This is a genomic window from Aquisalibacillus elongatus, assembly GCF_003843875.1.
Taxonomy (GTDB): Bacteria; Bacillota; Bacilli; order Bacillales; family Alkalibacillaceae; genus Aquisalibacillus; species Aquisalibacillus elongatus.
In genome coordinates, this window is the sequence record NZ_RKRF01000008.1 from 1 (window position 1) to 19,317 (window position 19,317).

The window sequence follows — 19,317 nt, forward strand, 5'->3', positions numbered from 1 at the left end:
CTTAACAATTTTTAATTTAAAACTATCACTATATTTTGCCATATGAAAACACCCCAAAAGTTAGATTTTTACTCTAACTTTTGGGGTGCAGTACCGTGCTCGGGGAGTTTTTTAATGCATAAAGTTATACTTTTAACGCTTGCCTAAGTGGTTCATATCCTGTTGCAGAGGTTGCCTCTGCAATAAATTCGTATCCGTATTTGTTCGGGTGGAGTCCACTGAAATTAAACAAATGCTCTCCACCATAAATAAAATAAGGATAAATATCAACAAAAGCTGTCCGTTCATCCTCAAATGATAGGAGAATATCATTAAAACGTTGAACCCAAAAGTCACTATAAGATAGATGAGGAAAGGGATTATAAAGGCCGATGAGTCTGACGATATATGGGGTTGGGTGGTGTGATTTTAAATAGTGAATTTCAGCGAGGATCGCCATCATGTTTTGAAAAAATTGAAATGTCGCTTCATCAAATACATGAGGGCTGTAAGTTTCAGCGAAATGTCGGTTCGCTTGAAGTAAATCATTTCCGCCAATCGTAATCGTTATGATATTCGCAGTCATGAGTCGTGATTGAACTTTTTCTGATTGAATCTGGTACAATAGGTCACTACTGTTAATGCGATTCTTTGCAAATACTTCAGTCCGAACGGGTTGGTTTAAAGCTTCAACGGTTCGCTGAGCATACCGATGCACAAAACCCTTCGAGAAATAGTTTCCCACCCCAACAGTCAGCGAGTCCCCAATCGCCTTATAAACGATAAAGTCATTCATGTTTTCCCTCCTCCACTCTCATAAAAAAGCTGCCTCTTAACATTAGATGTAAGAAGCAGCGAGGAGGAATGGGTACTTACCACGCTTTAGTAAAAGAATGGGAAGAAAATTCGACTTAAGTTAAAGAATGGGTAACGAAAGCGCCTAAATCTTCGGAATCGTCTTGGGTAGCCATACCCATATGGAGCACCAAATCCTTGCCCGAACCCATAGCCGTATGGACCTGCTCCATAACCATAATCATCACCACGATCATCGTCCATGTCTCCACAAGGAATGAGCAGTGTCACGCCGTCTTCATCATATTCATCTACAATACCTTCGAATAACTGCCCATCAACTGTTTCTGCTTGAACGAGATACAAGTGGTGTCTCTGGCACATATCAAACATATTCTGCTTATGCATGTCAGGCTTCATCTGCATTGGCTGTTGCATCTGCCCTTGCTGCATGCCCATATTACCATATGGTTGATTCGGTCCAGAATCTTGCGTGCCCATCCCATATGGACTAACCGCTTGTTGGTTAGGACCTTTATTAAACATGCCTTTAGCGTCACTCTTTAGATTTTGCATCTTTCCATACTGGTGGTGCAGTTTGCCTTTTTGTTGATTCATTTTTCCTTTAAATTGATCCATAATCTAACCTCCTTAGCCTTCATCAATAGCCTATTCAAAGAGTTGGGCAATTGTGCTACTGCGACAAGTTATGCAAAGGCCTATTTTTTTCTAAAAGTGGGGTATGTTTATTGAAAAATAAATCAGGGTAAAGCATAACCAACACCACAAAGGAGGGTGAAATATGGAAGACGAAAGAAAAGAAGAAAGAATTAGACGTGAAGAACCGAGTCGAACAGGATCAACGGCTATCAAGTGGATTTCTATCATAGTTATTACGCTAATCATCTTATTTTTCCTAATCAACTATGTATTCCCTCTATTCAACGGCAATGGAGGCGGCGGACAAGGACAAGGTGATGATAATACAACTGTAGAATTAGAGATGGACAGTGGCGGTTCTAGTGACCAAAACTCTAGTGAATAGGTTGAGGATGCCCCAGTTATTGGACAAAGTATAAAAGTCCCTTGGCTGGGGTTTAATTGTTTTAACTCAGGTAGATAGGTGCGAGAATTTAAAACACTAATCTATGAATATGTGTAATTATAATGTTTCATAGACATAAAAAAGATGATCACGAATTAGTATCGCGATCATCTTATAGTTTATTCTATTCTCTTGTTGAAGTTTGAATAGCGTTAAGGTTGGTAATAAATATTATGCTGTTTGATGCTTGTGTTCGGATTGATTATTGAATTCACCCTGCATACGTAAGTCTGCTTTCTTTGAAGTAAAAAGTCGATATACAGCTGGAATAAGTAAGAGTGTGATCATTGTTGCGAATAGCAATCCAGAAATAATGACAGTTGCCATTGGCGCTTGATAGTTCCCGGCTGAGCCAGTAGCTAATGCTAATGGAAGCATACCAGCAGCTGTTGTAAAACTTGTCATAAAGATAGGTCTTAAACGGTTTTTTCCAGCTTCAATTAATGCTTCATTAGTACTTAGACCATTTCTACGTAATTGATTGGTTCGGTCGATAAATAATATAGCATTATTTAGGACAATTCCAATCAGCATAATAATCCCCATCGCTGACAAAGCACTTAATTCATGTTGGGTCAAAAATAATCCTAAGATGACCCCAATAACCGTAATCGGTAAAACCGACATGACAATCATAGGATGTATTAAGTGATTAAACTGAACAGCCATGACGAGGTAAACTAAGAATATAGCTATTCCTAATACTAAAAGCATCTCCATCAGGAGTTCTTGTTGTTGTTCTAAGTCTCCGGCTAGTTCAATAGAATAACCGTTTGGTGTTTCAAAGTTTTCAATTATTTGTTGAATTTCACGGTTAACAGTACCTAGATCAGTGCCTTCAATTTCAGCGTTGATCGTTACGACACGTTCTCCATCGATGTGTGTGATTTCATTTGGTACTTCTTCAGAGCTCAAAGAAATGAAGTCGGATAAAGGTTTTTCGCCTTGCGTCGTCATGATAGCTACATTTAATAAGTCTTCTTGAGTGTTTATTTCATCTGAATATTTTGTTTGAATGGCTAGAGATTCACCATCTATTTGAATATTACCTACTGGTATTTCTAAAAAAGCTTCTTCAATCGTTTGTCTAATTTGAGTTTCAGTAAGACCTGCATCTGAAATTGCTTCTTCATGTAATTCGATGCCATCTTCTGTAGAAGTACGGTCTATTGTTGTCGTAACCCCAACAATTCCATCTAATGTTGTGATCTCTTGACTTAATGATTGAGCAAGGGTGTTTAATTCATTAAAATTCTCGCCTTGAATATTAATTTGCACAGGTGATGATCCACCTGAAGCCGACATCATACTTTGAATATTTTTGACCGGGAAATCATCCTGAATCGTGCGCAAACTATTAGAGATTTCTTCGTTAATTTCATCTTGAGACCTTGTGATTTCATCCCCTTTAGTCATATTAATCAATAACATCATCATTGAACCATTATCAATAATGTAATTTGCTTCAACATCTTCAACCTTCATTAATCGGTCGTTAATTTCTGCAACAATTTGATCTTTTTCAGAAGGGGTTACCCCTTGTTCTGGCTGAACCATCATTTCGTTATAGCGATTATACATATCTGGCATAATCGTCATTGGAATTTTAGTAACTAAAAACATTGAGCCAGCCAACAGCATGACAAAAAGGCTAATGACAGCAACACTATGTCGTTTTCTTTTGACAACCCAATTTACTAGACGACCGTAGTTTTGTAAAATTCGTCCCTCGCGATGGGTCTTAAGTTGATTAGATACTTTCAAAAATTTCTCGGAAAGCGATGGTATTAATGTAAAAGCAACTATAACTGAACTAATCAGAGTTGCGGCTACAACTAATGATAAGATGATCATGAATTGACCAACTTCCCCACCAACTAGGCCAATAGGTAAAAAGACAACAATCGTTGTTAGCATGGAAGCAATAACAGCTGTTGCAACTTCTTTAGTACCGTTTATAACAGCCTCTAAGTTATTAAGACCTTTCTCTTTTTTACGATAAATAGACTCCAGAATAACAATAGAGGAATCCACCATCATGCCAATTCCAAGCCCTAAGCCAATTAAGGATAAAATATTAAAGCTATAATCTAATAACCACATCATAGTAAACGTCAGTAAAAGAGATGCAGGTATTGATAGTCCAACAATCATGGTTGCTCGAATATTTCTTAAGAATAATAGTAAGACCACTAGGGCTAAAATGCCACCTATTAAGATGTTGTTTGTTACACCGTCTAATGAATCTTCAACATATTCAGCTTGTGAAACAATGTGAGAAAGCTCTATTTCGTCGAATAACCCTTCTGTACGCATTTGTTCCAGTTCTTTTTTGACTGCGTCGAACATTTCGATTTGAGTGAAATCTTTATTACGTCCGATTTGAACAAGTAAAAAGTCTTGTGAGCCATTCTTCCAAGCTATCGAATGCGCATCGCTAGGCACAATCGCTAGATTTGCAACATCGTTTAAGGTAATAAAATCAGTAGCTGTTGGAATCGAGATATTCTCAAGGTCTTCGACAGATTGAATGTTCGTTTCCCACCGCAATGTTGATGTATCTTCGGATTTAGATAATTCCCCCAAAGAAGCATTTGATGTCGACTGTTGGATCATGGCTATGACTTGCTCGCTTGATAAATTTTGATCAGCTATTGCCTCTCGGTCAAGCTCAATTAATAATTCTTCATCATATCCACCTTCAAAAGCTACATCTCGGACTTCAGGGAGTTTTTCGATTCTAGGTTCAAAAGTTTCTTTAGCAAAATTGGTCACAGTTTCTAAATCTTCACCAGATAAATCCATAAAAAAACTGTATCCTTGATCTGTGCTATACTGACCAGATTCGATATTTTCAATTTGATTATTTTGTGAAGCAGCAGAATAAATGATTGATTCCACTTCACTATAAACTTCTTCGCCCATACCTTCTTCAATGGTAATTTGAAACTCACTCATACCGTGAAAAGAGGTAGAAGTGATGTTATCAATTCCATCAATACCGCTTAACTGCTGCTCTATCGGAGTTGTCACGGACCGTTCTACTTCAGTTGCGGGTAAATCTTCGGTAATTGCATATACGTAAGCGCCGTCCATATCAATAGGTGGGAACAACTCTTGATCTAATTTAAATACAGCATAACCACCAATCATAAATATGAATACTGTTATTAAACCAACAAGTATTTTGCGATTTAATAAGAACTTAATCCAATTCATAAACTTTCCTCCAAAAAATTTAATATTTAGTTGTTAATACGTAACAATTGTATGTTGCTAAGGAAGATTCAGCATATGTCTGGGGGAGTAACTTTTCTAATGCTTAAGACTGAATATAATTTCTTATTTAGTCGTTTTGACACGTTAAGATTAAGCAAAGCTGAAGATTGGGGAATGCATTACGAAGGGAGTGTTAAAGAAGACCAACTTTACAATCTATTATACCATAATTTTCAAGAAAATAAGAGACTTGGATAATTCGTTTTAACCCCGTAGTATAAAGAGATACGACTTTTAGGAGGGGTTCCATGTTAGGTTTAAATCCAAAAGAAGTTAAACTAGTATCACACAACCCAGAATGGACACAACTTTATCAACAAGAAGAACTATTACTAAAACAATTAGTCGGTAACGATGCCGTTGGGATTGAACATATTGGCAGTACAGCGATTCAAGACATCCATGCCAAACCGATCATCGATATCATGGTCGGAGTGCGGTCACTTAATCCAGAGGACCGGCTAGATTTAAAGCAAATGAGGAAGGGTTATTATTATCCACTTCAAAAACAGACGATGGAGGGTAAGATCATCTTTGCCAAATTCCCAGAAATAGATGAAGGAAATCACACCAAAACCCACTATATCCACGTCGTTAAGCATGGAGGCGATTGGTGGAAAGCGCATATTAATTTCAGGGATCGGTTAAAGGAATCACCGGGATTAGCTAGAGAATACGAAGATTTGAAGTTAAAACTAGCAAAGAGTCATCCAAATGATGCCATGGCATACGGCCAAGCCAAAGAAGAATTTATTAATAGAGTGATAGGTTCTGAACAAGATAAATAACCAGTAAAATACCGCCCTCGGGCGGTATTTTTTAATGACTAAACACTGGTCCAATGTATTCTGCTTTTGGCCGGAAGATGGTATTGTCTTGGCTTTGTTCAATGACGTGCGCAGACCAGCCAACGATTCGACTTGCGGTAAAAGTAGCTGTAAAAAGTTCTGGGTTAATGTTTAGAGCTTTAAGTACAGCGGCTGCATAATATTCAACGTTAGTATATAAACTTCTACCAGGTTTTAATTCGTCTAGTTTTTGAATGGCTAACTCCTCAAACTTCAAAGCAAAATTGAACCAGTCATCTAATGCTTGGTTTTGTTGCAAGATTTCTTTTAATGCAACTGCTCTTGGATCTAGTGTTCTATAAACGCGATGACCGAACCCCATAAGTTTTTCGCCATTTATAATCTTGTTGCGTAACATTTGATTGATGTCATCAGATTGGCTGGCTTCATTTAAAAGCTCAATAACGCCTGTAGGCGCACCACCATGAAGCGGGCCTTTCATCGTGCCAATCGCTGATGTGATGGCTGAAGCTAAGTCCGATTCTGTCGATGTGGTCACTCGTGCAGAGAAGGTAGAGGCATTTAGGCCGTGCTCCATTGTTAAAATCATATAACATTCTAAAGCTTTTACATGTTCTGGTTTTGGCTCGTGCCCTTTAATCATGTAGTAGTAATAAGCAGCGTGTGGAAGGTCTTCTCTTATCTCAGGCATTTTCTGCGTGCCAAGTACGTGCAAGCGGTATGCAATAATGCCAGGGATCATAGATGTTAGTTTAATAGCGTCTTGGATACTAGGTTTTTCGGGTGAAGTTAATCCTACAGCCGATATAGAAGTGCGCATAACGTCTAACATGTCTAGTTTTTTAGGTAAGTTTTCAATGATTTTCTTTAAATAATCCGGAAGTTGACGTGATGTTTTAAACCTTTTAGAGATGTCCTTAAGTTCATTCTCAATCGGTAAAGTGCCATACCATAGTAGATAGGCCACCTCTTCAAAAGATCGCTTCGCCAGATTTTTGATGGGCCATCCAGTGTATATAAGTTCCCCTCGCTCACCGTCAATCTTACTTAGTTTTGTCTCAGTGCAAGCAATACCTTTAAGTCCTTTGTGAATCATAGGCTCCCTCCTTTAGTTCTACATTTATTATATGATGGGCTATTGATTAATAAAATTAAACATTTATAATTGGATTAATTAATTTTATTAATCAGGAGTGGTTATGGTGGAATTAACCTGGATGAAAACGTTTGTGACAGTTGCAGATTTAGGTAATTTTCGCAAAGCTTCAGAGGCTTTATATGTCTCACAACCGACCGTTACCGTCCATATTAAATCGTTAGAAAAAGAACTAGGTGTGACACTGTTTGAGCGAGGAACGCGTTTTGTTCGGTTGACGGAAGAAGGTAGGGTTTACTTACCGTATGTAAAAGACGTGCTAGGTTTACATCAAGAGGGACTACAACAAATTCACTCTTTTACACAAGGTTATCGGAAGTCTTTGAAACTGGCGATTTCACCGTTAATTGCGGACACTGTCATGCCGTTTGTGCTGAAGAAGTATATAGAAGCAAAACCAGAAGTCGAAATTTCAGTAGAGATTATGGAATCTGCTTATATTGAAAAAGCTGTTATGGACGAGCAAGTTGATATAGGTTTTACACTGTTGGAAACACGTCATAAGGTGTTGCATCAAACAAAACTTTATGATGATCAAGTTGTCTTTTGTGTTCCTCACGATGGATTAGATACTGAAACGGCTCCTGCTTTAGAGGTTGACCAATTACTGGAGGACTATTATCTCTTAACACATAGCCACCCTGTATATTGGGATGAACTAATGAATCAAATTAAGACAAACTACCCTCACACAAAAACGATGAAAGTCTCACAAAATCATATTACAAAGCGTTTCATTGTCAGTGGCTTAGGGGTATCATTTTTACCAAAATCAACAATTACGCGGGAGATTATTGAAGGTCGGATGTTAGTGGTGGAAATTCCTTTTGTTGATTTGCCAGAAGTCAGCACGTATTCCCTAACGAAATATAACCACTCACTCGAGCAGGACTTTATTGAATTTGTTTCTCAATTTCATTATCAATAAACGGGGCAGCCTTTTGAACACTAACCAAAAAAACTGGGCGCCTTGCCCAGCTTTTTAATTTAATCCATCTCAACAACGTAGGAAGTTAATTCTTTGATTTTACCTGACTTAAAACTATCAAGACGATATACGTCGCAGAAGCCGTATTTTTTAGGTTCGCCTTCTTTTGTTGTAAACGTAATAACGCCGTTTACAGAAGCGGCAATGCCGTGCGTAATCGTGTTGTGGATCGTTAATTTAAAACTATCATTCGTCTGCATGCCACCTAATGCCTCGCGTAAGGCATCTTTTCCGACAATCAAATCATCGCCGACCATTTCCCAGCGAACGTCCTCCGTCACGCTATCTAAGATAAAATCTATGTCTCCAATCATAAAAGCTTCATTAAAACTTTCGAAAAACTTTTGTCTTTCTGTTTCCATTGTAAAACCTCCTTGCACTGAGATTCTTAATCGCCTAAAAGCTTATAATTTAGTTTAAAGAAAATAATGTCATTAAGTCAATTAATAAGAGGCTGTGTGGTGTAAGCAGGTATTTTAAAATGAAAATAGAAAAGAGTTATTAGCAGAAAAATACACTCAGGAGGTTCATATGACTAAACCAATTGATTTAGGTAACGATTTAACTTTAATAGACTTATATGATTTAGGAATGCCCGAACGGACGGGGGCATATATTTTGCATGCAGATGAATTGGCGGTTATTGAAACGAGTGCGAGCCCATCTGTCCCGCACTTATTAGAGGGGTTGGAAAAATTAAGTTTAAGTCCTGAAGACGTCAAACATATCATTGTGACGCATATTCATTTAGATCACGCGGGTGGCGTCGGAAAGTTTCTTCAGCATTGCCCGAATGCGACTGTTTATGTTCATCCAAAAGGGAAACGCCATTTAGCTGATCCATCGAAATTAGTTACAGGAGCGCGTGTTGTGTATGGTGATCAATTTGATGAATTATTTGACCCGGTTTTGCCTGTGCCAGAGGATCGTTTGATCGAAGAGGGAGAAGGAGACACACTTGATTTAGGAAGTCGTGTGCTTACGTTTTATGACACACCAGGTCATGCGAAGCATCACGTCAGCATTCATGACTCATTCAGTAATGGCATTTTTACTGGCGATACGATTGGCGTTTATTACCCACAGGCTGAAGGTCTTAATTTTGTCCTACCTTCAACATCGCCGAATCAGTTTGATCCAGAGGCGATGTTAAATTCACTTGAAAAAATTGAGCGCCTTGAAGTCAAACAAATCTATTTTGGTCATTACGGTCGATCTCGTGACCCAGAACATGTCTATGAACAAATTCGTTTTTGGCTTCCTCGATTTGTTGAAGTGGGAGAGGAAGTTTTGGCAAATAACCCTGATACAAGCATGGATGGTCAGGTTGCTGCAGTAATAGAAGGACTATCAAATCTTGTAACGACTCATTTAGTCGAGCAAGGGATTCCGGCAAATCATGTGGTGTATCAATATTTGAATATGGACTTAAAGGTTTGTGCCATGGGGATTGTGGATTACTTACATAAACGATAAGGGGATTATGCATGACTCAAACGTTATACTACAATGGGAAAATTTTTACGTCTAATGACGATCAATTATATGCAGATGCCTTAATTGAAGAGGATGAAAAAATTAAGTGGATTGGTTCTGAAAAAGATTTAACCGTTAAACCAGAACGCCAAGTCGACTTGCACGAGAAAAGGGTATTGCCAGGACTAATTGACTCGCATATGCATCCGATGTTTTTAGCAGAGGCTATTCAATCAGTGCTGTGCTTACCGCCTTTAGTGTACTCAATCGAAGACATGAAGTACAAATTAGCAGAACGTGTGGAATCGAGCGAACTTGGTGAATGGGTGGAAGCTTGGGGATATGACGAGTCGAAGTTAAAAGAACGTCGTATACCAACAAAAGCGGACTTGGATGAGGTGTCGCGTGACGTTCCAATTGTGGCGACGCGTACGTGCACTCATATTTTATCGGTTAATTCTAAGGCACTTGAGTTAGCGGGCATCACACGACATACAGAAGATCCTGAGGGCGGATTAATCGAACGAGATGAAAACGGTGATCCAACGGGCGTCTTAAGAGAAACGGCCCGCGATTTAATCTTAAACGTTAAACCTCAACCAACATTAGAAGATAAAGTTGAGCAACTTTTGGGTTTGAATGACTATTTGTTATCACGAGGGTTACTCAATGTTACGGATTTGTATGCAAACATCAAGCCTGATGATTATGAACTTTATCAGGTAGCGGTAGAAAGAGGGTTTACCCCGCGTGTCGGGTTGTATTACCGTTTTGACCAGATGAAGGAAAATGACAAATTCGAAATTTCTGATGAGTTTCTTGACCGTTCGAAGCAGGTTCATGTTGGAGGCGTTAAAATCATGGCGGATGGCAGTATCTCAGGTCAAACAGCGTGGGTTTACGAGCATTACCTAGGCACTGAAGGAGAATGTGGTCTGTCGACAGTATCGAGTTCTATGATCAAAAAAGCTGCGCGAACAGCTCGCCAAAACCAAATTCAACTCGTCGTACATGCTATGGGTGATCGAGCGACGGATGCTGTTTTAGATGCTGTAGACGAGGAATCAAATTGGCTTGATGAAGGTCCGTCTATTAGATTAGAACACGTCACATTCCCTAGCACTAGAGTTTTGGAACGCTCAAGGAAGTGGAGCATCGGATTTGTACCACAAACAATTTTTTTATTTGCCGAAATTGAAAGTTACTTAAACAACGTAGGGCGCAGTCGGACAGAACGGTCCTATCCTATCAAAACCTTTTTAGACCAAAACATACTGACCGCACTCTCATCAGACGCACCCGCAACAACTTGGGCTGACCCAGCTAATCCATTTATCGGCATACAATCAGCCGTGAGACGCATAGCCTATAATGGAGAGGCTTACGGAAGTGCTGAAGAAATTGATGTAGAGACAGCTATCAAATTGTACACAAGGGAAGCGCAAAAAGTCACGCGCATCCCGGATATTGGTCAGTTAAAAGAAGGCTATGAAGCGGATTTTATTGTGCTAGATCAAGATATACTGAACATTGACCAAGATCAAATCGGGGAAACAAAAGTCGAACAAGCCTTTAAAAAAGGAGAACTCGTTTACCAGAAGGGAGGATTATAAATGCGAAAATGGGTATCTATGATTTTATTAATCGTCATTGCTTTATTTGCATTAAGTTTCCTAGACGTTTGGACGATTCCCAACCAGTATGAACCATTTTTAGTCGCGGTTTTAGTTGTTATGTTGGGAATGATGTTGCTTTTGCAAAGTTTGAAAATTGCTGGATACATTTTTGTGTTTTTGGCAATTGGCATTGCGATTGTCGGAGCCATACAGGTATTATAAGAAGTATTCATCATATATTTAACATTAGGTGATAAAGATGAAAAAAGCATTAGAGGTTTTTGCGGTTATTTGTATCGTACTAGCAGTTTTATTTTTTGTTGGCCCCTTTCTAATTAGCGGTTTAGCTAATCCAGATTTATACTTCTTCTTGTTCCCGTTTTGGTCAGGTGGATTTGAGTGGGTCGGCAAGGCAGTTTTTATCGCTTTTGGTATTATAAACGTCTTGTTAGCGTTACTAGTTTTATATGTCGTTAAAAGAATTAAGTGGTAATCAGAAAGGCGACTATGATAGTACGTTATTGCTCAAATAATATGCTCAGAGAAGTGTGTGTGCTCTAGAATAGACTAAAGCCCTACTTCGGTAACCTTAGATAAAAGGAGTCTAGGTATCAGAATGAAAAAAGCATTAGAAGTTTTTGCGGTTGTATGTGTTGTATTGGCCGTCATATTATTTTTCGCGCCCATTTTAATAGGTGGAGCTATTGATGAGCCTTGGCAGTTTATGTTGTTTCCGTTTTTAAGTGGACACGGAATTGAAAAAGTTATATTTGTCATTTTTGGTATTGTGAATCTACTCTTGGCACTATTAGTTTTGTTTATAGTCAAAAAGATCAATTGGTAACTCCGCTAATGCGGAGTTTTTGTTTTGATAAACATTACTAGCTAGAAAATGAACCCGTGAAAAACATTTCGAAAATTCCGCAGTTAATAGAAACTATTGACGAAGTGCCTAAAACTTCATATGATATTATATATAATCCCGAGTAAATTTATAAGAAATGGGTGATTTAAATGGCAACAACGAATGTTCAGCCTGTTAATGAAGTTAAAGACCCTGTGAAAGCGAAAAGCACAGGTTTAAATAAACCACAAATGAAATTAATCGTCGGTGCATTAATTGTGACGGCGATCTTAATGGTTCATTTATTACTAAATCAAGCGGCGATGCAGCCTATTTTATTATTGCTAGGCTTGCTACTAGGTTATACGCTGTTTCACGCGCGATTTGGGTTCACGTCTGCCTTCAGGCGGTTTGCCTCTGTTGGTAACGGAAAAGCTTTAAGAGCGCATATGGTCATGCTCGGTGCTGCTGTAACACTGTTTGCGCCAATATTAGCATTTGGCGTTTCATTTTTTGACACAGGAGTTGCTGGATATGTAGCGCCTGTAGGTATTAGTGTCTTAGTCGGTGCATTCCTATTCGGAGTTGGCATGCAGTTAGGGGGCGGTTGTGCATCAGGTACGCTATACGCGATAGGTGGCGGCCGTACCGTGATGTTTGTAACACTGTTATTTTTTATTGTTGGATCAACAGTTGGTGCCGCTCATCTTCCATTTTGGACAGAAGAGCTTCCTGCTATGGAAGCCTTCTCCTTAGCGACATCAACAGGTCTCGGTTACGGCGGTGCGTGGGCCGTATCGATTGCATTATTTGGTCTAATCGCCTGGTTAACGCTAGTCGTTGAGCGTAAGAAAAAAGCTCCTCAAATGGCGCCAGTTCCAACAACGAACGGTTGGAAACGAATTTTCCGTGGTTCATGGCCATTGTTTGCAGCTGCCATTGCTCTAGCTGTACTAAACGCGCTAACGCTTATGACGCGGGGTGCTCCTTGGGGGATCACGTCAGCGTTCGCGCTATGGGGGTCAAAAGCTGCGGATTTCATTGGAATTGATGTGGCGAGTTGGAGTTATTGGCAAGGTGCTAATGCTCAGGCACTTGAAGCCTCAATATTTGCAGATTCCACAACGGTATTAAACCTAGGTGTAATCCTAGGAGCCTTTATCGCGTCAGCAGCCGGCGGTTTATTCAAGTTTTCTAAATTAACAAAAGGCAACGTCTCAGCAGCTGTGATCGGCGGGCTATTCATGGGCTATGGTGCGCGCCTAGCCTTCGGTTGTAATATCGGAGCTTACTTTGGCGGAATCGCTTCATTCAGCCTGCACGGTTATGTGTGGGGTATCCTGGCACTGGCCGGAACGTTTGTGGCACTGTACCTCCGCCCGCTATTTGGACTGTCCGTACCAAAATCTAAAGATACATTCTGTTAAATCAAACCCACTTGTTCAATTGAGCAAGTGGGTTTTTGAAATAGAGCGCATAAACAGCTCGAAAAGGGCGCATAAATTTGAGGAAAGGTACTGTTCGACAAAATTCGTAGCGCATAAATGAGCAAAACCAGCGCATAAATTGAAAATCACGGCGCATATAAACAAACATTAATGAAAAATTCTTGGCACAAACAGGTTTTTTTCACTTTTCAAGGAATAGTGAAGTTCTAGGTCATAGTTAATGGATGCAAAAAAGACTTCGCTCACATTTTGAACACCGTGTTTCGCCAGTTCTTCCTTTAGCCAAGTTTCATTAACGCTGAAAAATTCTAAAATGCTTGAGTAAATTTCACCTTCCATAATGACGGGGAGTGCTAGTTGTGGTTTTCCGCCTTCCAAATTCAAATCACTTACGGTCACCGTTTGTTTCTCCGGTTTCTTCATAACACTTAAACTACCATCGGATTCAATGATTGCCGTTTGAACTTCGCTAATATCAAAAATCTCTTTTTCGCGTAATAACTGTAAAATGTTATCAATTGAGTAGCGGATTTGTTTTAATCGATCATTTAAAAGTTTCCCATCTTGAATCACAACTGTCGGTTCAAACGTCATTATTCTGCCAATCCACCGATTCATAATCTTAAGTCGCGCAACCCCGCGTTGTAATAAAGCAATCGCAACAAGAGCAATAGCCGTATATAGATGCTCAATCGACGGGTCTGCAATATCAGCACCGACAAGGGACCCGAGCGTAATGATAATTAGAAAATCAAAAATCGGTAGCTCACCAATCGCTCGTTTCCCCATGAAAATCGTGACAATTAAAAGCAGTGGGAAAATCGTAATTATTCTTCCCAACACCACTAAAATTTCCTTAACAGTTTCATCCATAGGTTTTTCTCCTTGTTTCAGCTACTGCTTTATATTTTGACCTAAACCCATTAGGTCATACACTTCTAAAAAGAACTATGATATCCTAAAATTGTAAAAGTTATGAATATTGGAGAGATTGTATGAAAAAGTGGTTGTTGATTTTAGTTATGATTGTCCTAGTTAGTTGCGGAACAGAATCTGGTGAAAGAGAAAATGAAGTTGAAAAAGTTGAAGCTTATACGGTAGAAGCCTTTGATGACGAACCAGGGCATTATACGAAAGTGAATTCTCAAATCGTCATTTACGGACCAGAGGATGACAGGAAGGTTGAAGCCAAGTTGATTGAAGATTTTTACGATGAAAACTGGAACTTTATTAAATCTCATGTTACACATTCCAAAGTAGAATTTGAGGAAGATCAAGTCAAAACACTGGACGAACCTCAAACGATTTTACTACCTGAAGAAGCAGACTTTTCATTGGGGGAAGATTCCAGCGAGCTTGAAGGAGAAGACCGAGAAAAAGTAAATGAACATATTCTTAAAACCATTAATGACCATATGAATTAGGAGGAATTTTGAATGATTAAACACGCGATTCAAGATGTATATCCGGAAGATTTAGCGCATTGTTATGGCTGTGGTCGATTAAATGAAAGCGGACACCAGTTCCGAACGGGTTGGGAAGGCAATCAGACGGCTACATATTACAAACCAGAAGCTGAACACACCGCGATTCCAGGCTTTGTGTACGGCGGATTATTAGCATCCCTCATTGACTGCCACGGCACCGGTTCAGCCTCGTTATTTTTACATCGAAAAAATGGACACGAACCGGAAGATGGTGTGGAACCACCAAGGTTTGTAACCGCATCATTAGAAATTAAGTTCACCAAGCCAACACCCCAAAACGAAACGCTTAAAGCCGTTGGAACAGTTGAAGAAATTCATCCTAAAAAGTTCAAAATTCATACAGAAGTTTATGCTCATGATGAAGTCGTGGCCGCAGGCGTTGTTGTAGCTGCAGTTATGCCAGATACATTTAAAGCCAAGTAAAGAATATTTTCTCCAGCTTAGTTAAAATAGTGTTAAAACTAAGCAGAAGGGTATGTACGATGCCCGGTAACTATATGAAGTGGATTGAGTCCTCACTAAAAGCACTTAAACCACTCAATGATAACAATAAAGATTATGTTCATGTAGGAGAAGTAATGGCTTTGTGGACCTATTTAGGTTTTGTTGAAAGCATTATTGTCTATGAAGAAATCGGTCTTAACATGTCATCAGACCAAGAGGTTTTAAAGTTTGTTAAAGAAGCATTAGAAGTTGCAACGTCACATAAAAAAGAGCTTCGTGATTTTATGATAGCAGAGGGAATTACGTTACCCCCTGCCCCAGAGCACAAGCCTAAATCAGATCCAAAGGCAGTTCCTGAAGGTGCTAGGTTAACGGAGGATGAAATAATGAACACCCTAAGCATAAATTTTGTCTATGCAGGTGATATGTGCGCAGCCTCAGCCAGTCAAAGTGTCAGAACTGATGTCGGGTTAATGTTTCTTTAATTCCAAGTTGATAAATTCGCGTTAGGTTTTAAGGCTAAAGACTTCATGAGAAAACGAGGTTGGCTTAAAATACCGCCTTATTACAGCCCACCGGGAGTGCGGGACCCTAACGAAAACAAGTAGTTCGGCGAAGTGCCGAACTACTTCTTAATGGTGTTCTTCAGCTGCCATAGCGTCAGCCTTCGTTTGATGAACGGTGCCAAACGGGTGCTCAGGTGGGGCGTAAATGGAATATAATTTTAACGGACGGTTGCCCGTATTAATTAAGTTATGCCACTTTCCAGCTGGAATCATAATGGCATCATCATCATAAACAGGCTGCCTAAAGGTTAAGTTATCTTCCTGATCACCCATTAATGTAAGCCCTTGCCCTTCTTCAATGCGGAGAAATTGGTCGACATCAGGGTGGATTTCTAACCCAATATCTTCTCCAACACCGATGCTCATGAGTGTCACCTGTAAGTGCTCACCAGTCCAGAGGGCTCTTCTAAAGCTTTCATTTTGTGTTGTTGCCTTTTCAATATCAACAACAAACGGATTTGAGCCAAAATCCCCCTCTACTTGCTGGCCATATTGGTTCGGCATATTCCCTTGATTTGCCATCCCACCATAATAATTGTTCCACTGATTACCCATCATCGGGTTCATATTGACGTGATATGGTCTATACATAGTTATACTCCTTTCAAGATGTATCTTTTTTATCGTATGCATTAGCCTTAAAATTTGGGAGATATTGGACCATAAAAAAACACGTGACTTCACCTGAAATCACGTGTCGTGCTTATAACTTTTTTCTATACTCCATATATTTCTTATGAACATCGGGGTGATCATCAAAAAACTGGACGAGGGATGATATGCAGAAGGTCGTTTCTTTCCCGATGTGGTGTTCGATTCCTTCGACTTCTTCATAAATGTTATCTGAATCAATCTCAAAAACTCTAAAAAAGTCCTCGAGCGTCTGATGTTTATTAGCAATATCTTTCGCGATTTTTTTACCCTTATTGGTTAAAACAAATCCACGATACTTTTCATAAAGGCCAAGCCCTTGATCATCAAGTCGTTTCATCATTTTTGTCACAGAGGAAGGTAGGACATCTAGGTGTTCAGCAATGTCTGTTGCACGAGCATAACCTTTTTCTTCAAACATGTTATAGATGACTTCTAAATAGTCCTCCATATTAGGTGTAGTTGACAAAAAACTTCCTCCTTTAAACGGCTTTATATTTTTATTTTAATTCAAATGGACAAAGATTTAAATAAATAATAGTAAACTTAATGCCATGACGGCCATACCAGCCATCACACCATAAATCGGCAAGTGGGTCTCATCGTATTTTTTGGCAGCCGGGAGCAATTCATCTAATGAGATAAAAATCATAATCCCCGCAACGCCAGCAAAAATAATTCCAAATAACATGTCAGTTAAGTAAGGCATGAGGACTAAAAAAGCTACAAGTGCGCCAATTGGTTCTGATAAACCAGATAAAAATGAAAGCTTAAATGCTTTTTTGCGATTGCCAGTGGCATAATAAACCGGTACAGATACGGCAATCCCTTCTGGAATATTGTGAATTGCAATTGCCACCGCAATCGCTAAACCTAAGCCTGGGTCTTGTAATGCAGATGTGAAAGTAGCAATCCCCTCAGGGAAGTTATGAATAGCAATCGCGACCGCTGTAAATGTTCCCATTTTAAGCAGGTCAGGATTTTTTGGTGATTTCTCCATATCCTCGACTTTTTTAAGTTCATGCGGGTTGCTTTGTTTTGGAATGAGTTTGTCAATTAAGGCAATGAGAATCATCCCGCCAAAAAAACCAGCAACCGTTAACCAATTTCCTGTAACTTCATCTGTTGCTCCAATAAGTGCTTCTTGAGCTTTAAAGAAAATTTCAACCATCGACACGTAGATCATAACACCAGCCGAAAAGCCAAGTGTAAACGATAAAAACTTTGTGTTGGTCGTCGTTGTGACAAAGGCTAGTAAGCTACCAATTCCAGTTGCTAAACCAGCCATGAGCGTTAACCCGAAGGCTAATAATAAGTTTTCCGTCATTTTGTTGTTCCTCCTCAGTTTCATGGTAGACGAATTCTTTCCCTAAGGAAACTTTTCTGTCAAAAAAATATCTAGTTCAAAAATATGCTGTTTTCCGTAGTGTGTGCCTGTATATATAGAAAAAGTTGTATAAGTAAATGAATTTTGCCTTAAGGAAACTTTATCGTAAATATTAAGAAAATTCAAGGATTTGGTTTTGGGGGAAGAGGGTTACTCTCAAATTGATTAGGATTACTCTCGAACGCAGGACGTTTACCTTCAAACAGAATAAGTTTACTCACGAGAATTTATGTTATATTGATACTAATAATCTATTAGGAGGGGTTTCATGATTTACCGCTATAAAGATCAGTCCCCACGAATTCACGATTCCGTATTTATTGCAGATGGTGCTAAAGTAATCGGCGATGTTGAGATTGGTGCCGAATCTAGTATTTGGTTTAATGTGGTCTTAAGAGGTGATGAGGGACCAATTCGAATCGGTGAACGTTGTAATGTACAGGAAAATACAATGTGCCACTTATATGAACAATTTCCATTGACGTTGGAAGATGAAGTTTCAGTTGGCCACAACGCAATTGTTCATGGCTGTACATTACGTAAAGGCGTGCTCGTCGGCATGGGCGCAACCGTACTAGATGGTGCTGAGATTGGTGAGTATTCAATTATCGGTGCGAATAGCCTCGTGCCTTCCGGTAAGAAAATTCCACCGCGCTCGCTTGTTCTTGGTTCCCCTGGAAAAGTTGTGCGCGAGTTGACCGAGCAAGATTACGAGATGATCGAAGAAACGATCCGGACGTATGCTAATAAAGGGCAAGAATTTCAGCGTAAGGATGTATTTGAGAGGATTAAGTAAGGAGAGTTTCGGATGCCAAAATGTCAAAACTGTGATCAACAATGGAGTTATAAACAAACGGTAAAAAAATCGTTCACTCTAGATACAGGCATGCCTTGCCCTTATTGTGAGCGAAAACAATACCCAACTGCTAAAACAAGGAAAAAGGCGAGCTTATTAAACTTTGTGCCGCTTTTGAGTTTACTACTACCGGTCTTTTGGAATGACATATCAGGTTGGGTCGTTTTAGGGCTCTTATTAGGAAGTTCCATTTTTTTGATGAGCGTCTATCCAGTTATGTTAAAACTCTCGAATGAAGAAGAAGGGTTATGGTGAGGCGAAAGGGAGGAACCCTTTCGCCGAAACGTACCCGCTGGAGAGGGAAACGTACCCGCTGGAAGAGCAAACAGGCCCGAAAGCGAGTAACTCCCACTAAATATGTAGTTTAATAAACCCCCGCCATGGCGACCATGCCAATACTCCATATCAATAGTGTGAAAGAAGAAATCACC

Annotated in this window: 24 protein-coding genes; 15 read left to right on the forward strand and 9 right to left on the reverse strand. The window is 39.5% G+C overall.

Going from position 1 to position 19,317, the window contains the following annotated elements; all coding sequences use genetic code 11:
- Nucleotides 1-124: 124 nt before the first annotated feature.
- Nucleotides 125-775: a GDSL-type esterase/lipase family protein gene (locus EDC24_RS05185; RefSeq protein WP_124220403.1), complete on the reverse strand. Its 651-nt coding sequence runs from the start codon at nt 773-775 to the stop codon at nt 125-127.
- 86 nt (nt 776-861) lie between these two features.
- A complete protein-coding gene (locus EDC24_RS15365; protein WP_124220405.1) occupies nt 862-1,413 on the reverse strand; it encodes a hypothetical protein in 552 nt (183 codons plus the stop codon).
- A 163-nt stretch (nt 1,414-1,576) separates the two neighbouring features.
- On the opposite strand from EDC24_RS15365, the gene EDC24_RS05195 reads away from it, so the two are divergent.
- Nucleotides 1,577-1,819, forward strand: a complete 243-nt coding sequence (locus tag EDC24_RS05195; RefSeq protein ID WP_124220407.1) for a hypothetical protein — start codon at nt 1,577-1,579, stop codon at nt 1,817-1,819.
- A gap of 231 nt (nt 1,820-2,050) precedes the next feature.
- On the opposite strand, the gene EDC24_RS05200 is transcribed toward EDC24_RS05195, so the two are convergent.
- A complete protein-coding gene (locus tag EDC24_RS05200; RefSeq protein WP_124220409.1) occupies nt 2,051-5,098 on the reverse strand; it encodes an efflux RND transporter permease subunit in 3,048 nt (1,015 codons plus the stop codon).
- Between the two features lie 99 nt (nt 5,099-5,197).
- On the opposite strand from EDC24_RS05200, the gene EDC24_RS15130 reads away from it, so the two are divergent.
- The gene (locus EDC24_RS15130; RefSeq protein ID WP_170158468.1) at nt 5,198-5,356 is read left to right on the forward strand and encodes a hypothetical protein; all 159 of its coding nucleotides are present in this window, start codon (nt 5,198-5,200) and stop codon (nt 5,354-5,356) included.
- A gap of 50 nt (nt 5,357-5,406) precedes the next feature.
- Complete coding sequence (locus tag EDC24_RS05205) at nt 5,407-5,946, forward strand: GrpB family protein (protein WP_124220411.1); 540 nt, start codon at nt 5,407-5,409, stop codon at nt 5,944-5,946.
- A 31-nt stretch (nt 5,947-5,977) separates the two neighbouring features.
- On the opposite strand, the gene EDC24_RS05210 is transcribed toward EDC24_RS05205, so the two are convergent.
- Nucleotides 5,978-7,063, reverse strand: coding sequence for a citrate/2-methylcitrate synthase (locus tag EDC24_RS05210; RefSeq protein WP_124220413.1), 1,086 nt, complete (start codon nt 7,061-7,063; stop codon nt 5,978-5,980).
- A gap of 106 nt (nt 7,064-7,169) precedes the next feature.
- Between EDC24_RS05210 and EDC24_RS05215 the strand changes: the two genes are divergently transcribed.
- Entirely contained in the window at nt 7,170-8,051 is an 882-nt protein-coding gene (locus EDC24_RS05215) for a LysR family transcriptional regulator (protein ID WP_124221473.1), read from the forward strand.
- A gap of 59 nt (nt 8,052-8,110) precedes the next feature.
- Here the strand turns inward: EDC24_RS05215 and EDC24_RS05220 are convergent, their stop codons facing one another.
- Nucleotides 8,111-8,473 (reverse strand): nuclear transport factor 2 family protein, encoded by a 363-nt coding sequence (locus EDC24_RS05220; RefSeq protein WP_124220415.1) that lies wholly within the window; start codon nt 8,471-8,473, stop codon nt 8,111-8,113.
- Between the two features lie 169 nt (nt 8,474-8,642).
- Here EDC24_RS05220 and EDC24_RS05225 point away from each other — a divergent pair, with 169 nt between their 5' ends.
- From EDC24_RS05225 to EDC24_RS05250, 6 genes are all read left to right on the forward strand, one after another.
- Nucleotides 8,643-9,587, forward strand: a complete 945-nt coding sequence (locus EDC24_RS05225; RefSeq protein WP_124220416.1) for an MBL fold metallo-hydrolase — start codon at nt 8,643-8,645, stop codon at nt 9,585-9,587.
- A gap of 11 nt (nt 9,588-9,598) precedes the next feature.
- Nucleotides 9,599-11,200: an amidohydrolase gene (locus EDC24_RS05230; protein WP_124220418.1), complete on the forward strand. Its 1,602-nt coding sequence runs from the start codon at nt 9,599-9,601 to the stop codon at nt 11,198-11,200.
- Nucleotides 11,201-11,425: a hypothetical protein gene (locus EDC24_RS05235; protein WP_124220420.1), complete on the forward strand. Its 225-nt coding sequence runs from the start codon at nt 11,201-11,203 to the stop codon at nt 11,423-11,425. It begins immediately after the preceding gene.
- A 37-nt stretch (nt 11,426-11,462) separates the two neighbouring features.
- The gene (locus EDC24_RS05240) at nt 11,463-11,696 is read left to right on the forward strand and encodes a hypothetical protein (protein ID WP_124220422.1); all 234 of its coding nucleotides are present in this window, start codon (nt 11,463-11,465) and stop codon (nt 11,694-11,696) included.
- A 123-nt stretch (nt 11,697-11,819) separates the two neighbouring features.
- A complete protein-coding gene (locus tag EDC24_RS05245; protein ID WP_124220424.1) occupies nt 11,820-12,047 on the forward strand; it encodes a hypothetical protein in 228 nt (75 codons plus the stop codon).
- 170 nt (nt 12,048-12,217) lie between these two features.
- Nucleotides 12,218-13,474, forward strand: a complete 1,257-nt coding sequence (locus EDC24_RS05250; RefSeq protein WP_124220426.1) for a YeeE/YedE family protein — start codon at nt 12,218-12,220, stop codon at nt 13,472-13,474.
- A gap of 168 nt (nt 13,475-13,642) precedes the next feature.
- Here EDC24_RS05250 and EDC24_RS05255 read toward each other — a convergent pair whose 3' ends face one another.
- Complete coding sequence (locus tag EDC24_RS05255) at nt 13,643-14,368, reverse strand: DUF421 domain-containing protein (protein WP_124220428.1); 726 nt, start codon at nt 14,366-14,368, stop codon at nt 13,643-13,645.
- Between the two features lie 122 nt (nt 14,369-14,490).
- Here EDC24_RS05255 and EDC24_RS05260 point away from each other — a divergent pair, with 122 nt between their 5' ends.
- Genes EDC24_RS05260 through EDC24_RS05270 form a run of 3 tightly spaced genes read left to right on the forward strand, consistent with a single transcriptional unit; the run spans nt 14,491 to nt 15,911 of the window.
- The gene (locus EDC24_RS05260; RefSeq protein WP_124220430.1) at nt 14,491-14,919 is read left to right on the forward strand and encodes a hypothetical protein; all 429 of its coding nucleotides are present in this window, start codon (nt 14,491-14,493) and stop codon (nt 14,917-14,919) included.
- A 12-nt stretch (nt 14,920-14,931) separates the two neighbouring features.
- Nucleotides 14,932-15,405: a PaaI family thioesterase gene (locus tag EDC24_RS05265; protein ID WP_124220432.1), complete on the forward strand. Its 474-nt coding sequence runs from the start codon at nt 14,932-14,934 to the stop codon at nt 15,403-15,405.
- Between the two features lie 59 nt (nt 15,406-15,464).
- Nucleotides 15,465-15,911, forward strand: coding sequence for a DUF3231 family protein (locus EDC24_RS05270; protein WP_124220433.1), 447 nt, complete (start codon nt 15,465-15,467; stop codon nt 15,909-15,911).
- 147 nt (nt 15,912-16,058) lie between these two features.
- Here the strand turns inward: EDC24_RS05270 and EDC24_RS05275 are convergent, their stop codons facing one another.
- The 3 genes from EDC24_RS05275 to zupT form a co-directional block, all read right to left on the reverse strand.
- Nucleotides 16,059-16,583 (reverse strand): cupin domain-containing protein, encoded by a 525-nt coding sequence (locus tag EDC24_RS05275; protein ID WP_124220435.1) that lies wholly within the window; start codon nt 16,581-16,583, stop codon nt 16,059-16,061.
- A gap of 112 nt (nt 16,584-16,695) precedes the next feature.
- On the reverse strand, nt 16,696-17,112 hold the full coding sequence (gene mntR / locus EDC24_RS05280) for a transcriptional regulator MntR (protein WP_245997986.1): 417 nt from the start codon (nt 17,110-17,112) through the stop codon (nt 16,696-16,698).
- Between the two features lie 57 nt (nt 17,113-17,169).
- Nucleotides 17,170-17,970, reverse strand: a complete 801-nt coding sequence (gene zupT / locus EDC24_RS05285) for a zinc transporter ZupT (protein WP_124220438.1) — start codon at nt 17,968-17,970, stop codon at nt 17,170-17,172.
- 328 nt (nt 17,971-18,298) lie between these two features.
- On the opposite strand from zupT, the gene EDC24_RS05290 reads away from it, so the two are divergent.
- Nucleotides 18,299-18,826, forward strand: coding sequence for a gamma carbonic anhydrase family protein (locus EDC24_RS05290; RefSeq protein ID WP_124220440.1), 528 nt, complete (start codon nt 18,299-18,301; stop codon nt 18,824-18,826).
- Between the two features lie 12 nt (nt 18,827-18,838).
- The gene (locus EDC24_RS05295; protein WP_124220442.1) at nt 18,839-19,141 is read left to right on the forward strand and encodes a TIGR04104 family putative zinc finger protein; all 303 of its coding nucleotides are present in this window, start codon (nt 18,839-18,841) and stop codon (nt 19,139-19,141) included.
- Nucleotides 19,142-19,317: the final 176 nt, after the last annotated feature.

What these genes read in the sequence shown, in the direction of transcription:
- EDC24_RS05295 (WP_124220442.1), top strand. Translation starts at nt 18,839, where the DNA reads ATGCCAAAATGTCAAAACTGTGATCAACAATGGAGTTATAAACAAACG.
- EDC24_RS05275 (WP_124220435.1), bottom strand. Translation starts at nt 16,583, where the DNA reads ATGTATAGACCATATCACGTCAATATGAACCCGATGATGGGTAATCAG.
- EDC24_RS15365 (WP_124220405.1), bottom strand. Translation starts at nt 1,413, where the DNA reads ATGGATCAATTTAAAGGAAAAATGAATCAACAAAAAGGCAAACTGCAC.
- EDC24_RS15130 (WP_170158468.1), top strand. Translation starts at nt 5,198, where the DNA reads ATGCTTAAGACTGAATATAATTTCTTATTTAGTCGTTTTGACACGTTA.
- EDC24_RS05250 (WP_124220426.1), top strand. Translation starts at nt 12,218, where the DNA reads ATGGCAACAACGAATGTTCAGCCTGTTAATGAAGTTAAAGACCCTGTG.
- EDC24_RS05290 (WP_124220440.1), top strand. Translation starts at nt 18,299, where the DNA reads ATGATTTACCGCTATAAAGATCAGTCCCCACGAATTCACGATTCCGTA.
- EDC24_RS05205 (WP_124220411.1), top strand. Translation starts at nt 5,407, where the DNA reads ATGTTAGGTTTAAATCCAAAAGAAGTTAAACTAGTATCACACAACCCA.
- EDC24_RS05260 (WP_124220430.1), top strand. Translation starts at nt 14,491, where the DNA reads ATGAAAAAGTGGTTGTTGATTTTAGTTATGATTGTCCTAGTTAGTTGC.
- EDC24_RS05185 (WP_124220403.1), bottom strand. Translation starts at nt 775, where the DNA reads ATGAATGACTTTATCGTTTATAAGGCGATTGGGGACTCGCTGACTGTT.
- EDC24_RS05230 (WP_124220418.1), top strand. Translation starts at nt 9,599, where the DNA reads ATGACTCAAACGTTATACTACAATGGGAAAATTTTTACGTCTAATGAC.
- zupT (WP_124220438.1), bottom strand. Translation starts at nt 17,970, where the DNA reads ATGACGGAAAACTTATTATTAGCCTTCGGGTTAACGCTCATGGCTGGT.
- EDC24_RS05255 (WP_124220428.1), bottom strand. Translation starts at nt 14,368, where the DNA reads ATGGATGAAACTGTTAAGGAAATTTTAGTGGTGTTGGGAAGAATAATT.
- EDC24_RS05225 (WP_124220416.1), top strand. Translation starts at nt 8,643, where the DNA reads ATGACTAAACCAATTGATTTAGGTAACGATTTAACTTTAATAGACTTA.
- EDC24_RS05220 (WP_124220415.1), bottom strand. Translation starts at nt 8,473, where the DNA reads ATGGAAACAGAAAGACAAAAGTTTTTCGAAAGTTTTAATGAAGCTTTT.
- EDC24_RS05200 (WP_124220409.1), bottom strand. Translation starts at nt 5,098, where the DNA reads ATGAATTGGATTAAGTTCTTATTAAATCGCAAAATACTTGTTGGTTTA.
- EDC24_RS05245 (WP_124220424.1), top strand. Translation starts at nt 11,820, where the DNA reads ATGAAAAAAGCATTAGAAGTTTTTGCGGTTGTATGTGTTGTATTGGCC.
- EDC24_RS05210 (WP_124220413.1), bottom strand. Translation starts at nt 7,063, where the DNA reads ATGATTCACAAAGGACTTAAAGGTATTGCTTGCACTGAGACAAAACTA.
- EDC24_RS05195 (WP_124220407.1), top strand. Translation starts at nt 1,577, where the DNA reads ATGGAAGACGAAAGAAAAGAAGAAAGAATTAGACGTGAAGAACCGAGT.
- EDC24_RS05270 (WP_124220433.1), top strand. Translation starts at nt 15,465, where the DNA reads ATGCCCGGTAACTATATGAAGTGGATTGAGTCCTCACTAAAAGCACTT.
- EDC24_RS05240 (WP_124220422.1), top strand. Translation starts at nt 11,463, where the DNA reads ATGAAAAAAGCATTAGAGGTTTTTGCGGTTATTTGTATCGTACTAGCA.
- EDC24_RS05265 (WP_124220432.1), top strand. Translation starts at nt 14,932, where the DNA reads ATGATTAAACACGCGATTCAAGATGTATATCCGGAAGATTTAGCGCAT.
- EDC24_RS05235 (WP_124220420.1), top strand. Translation starts at nt 11,201, where the DNA reads ATGCGAAAATGGGTATCTATGATTTTATTAATCGTCATTGCTTTATTT.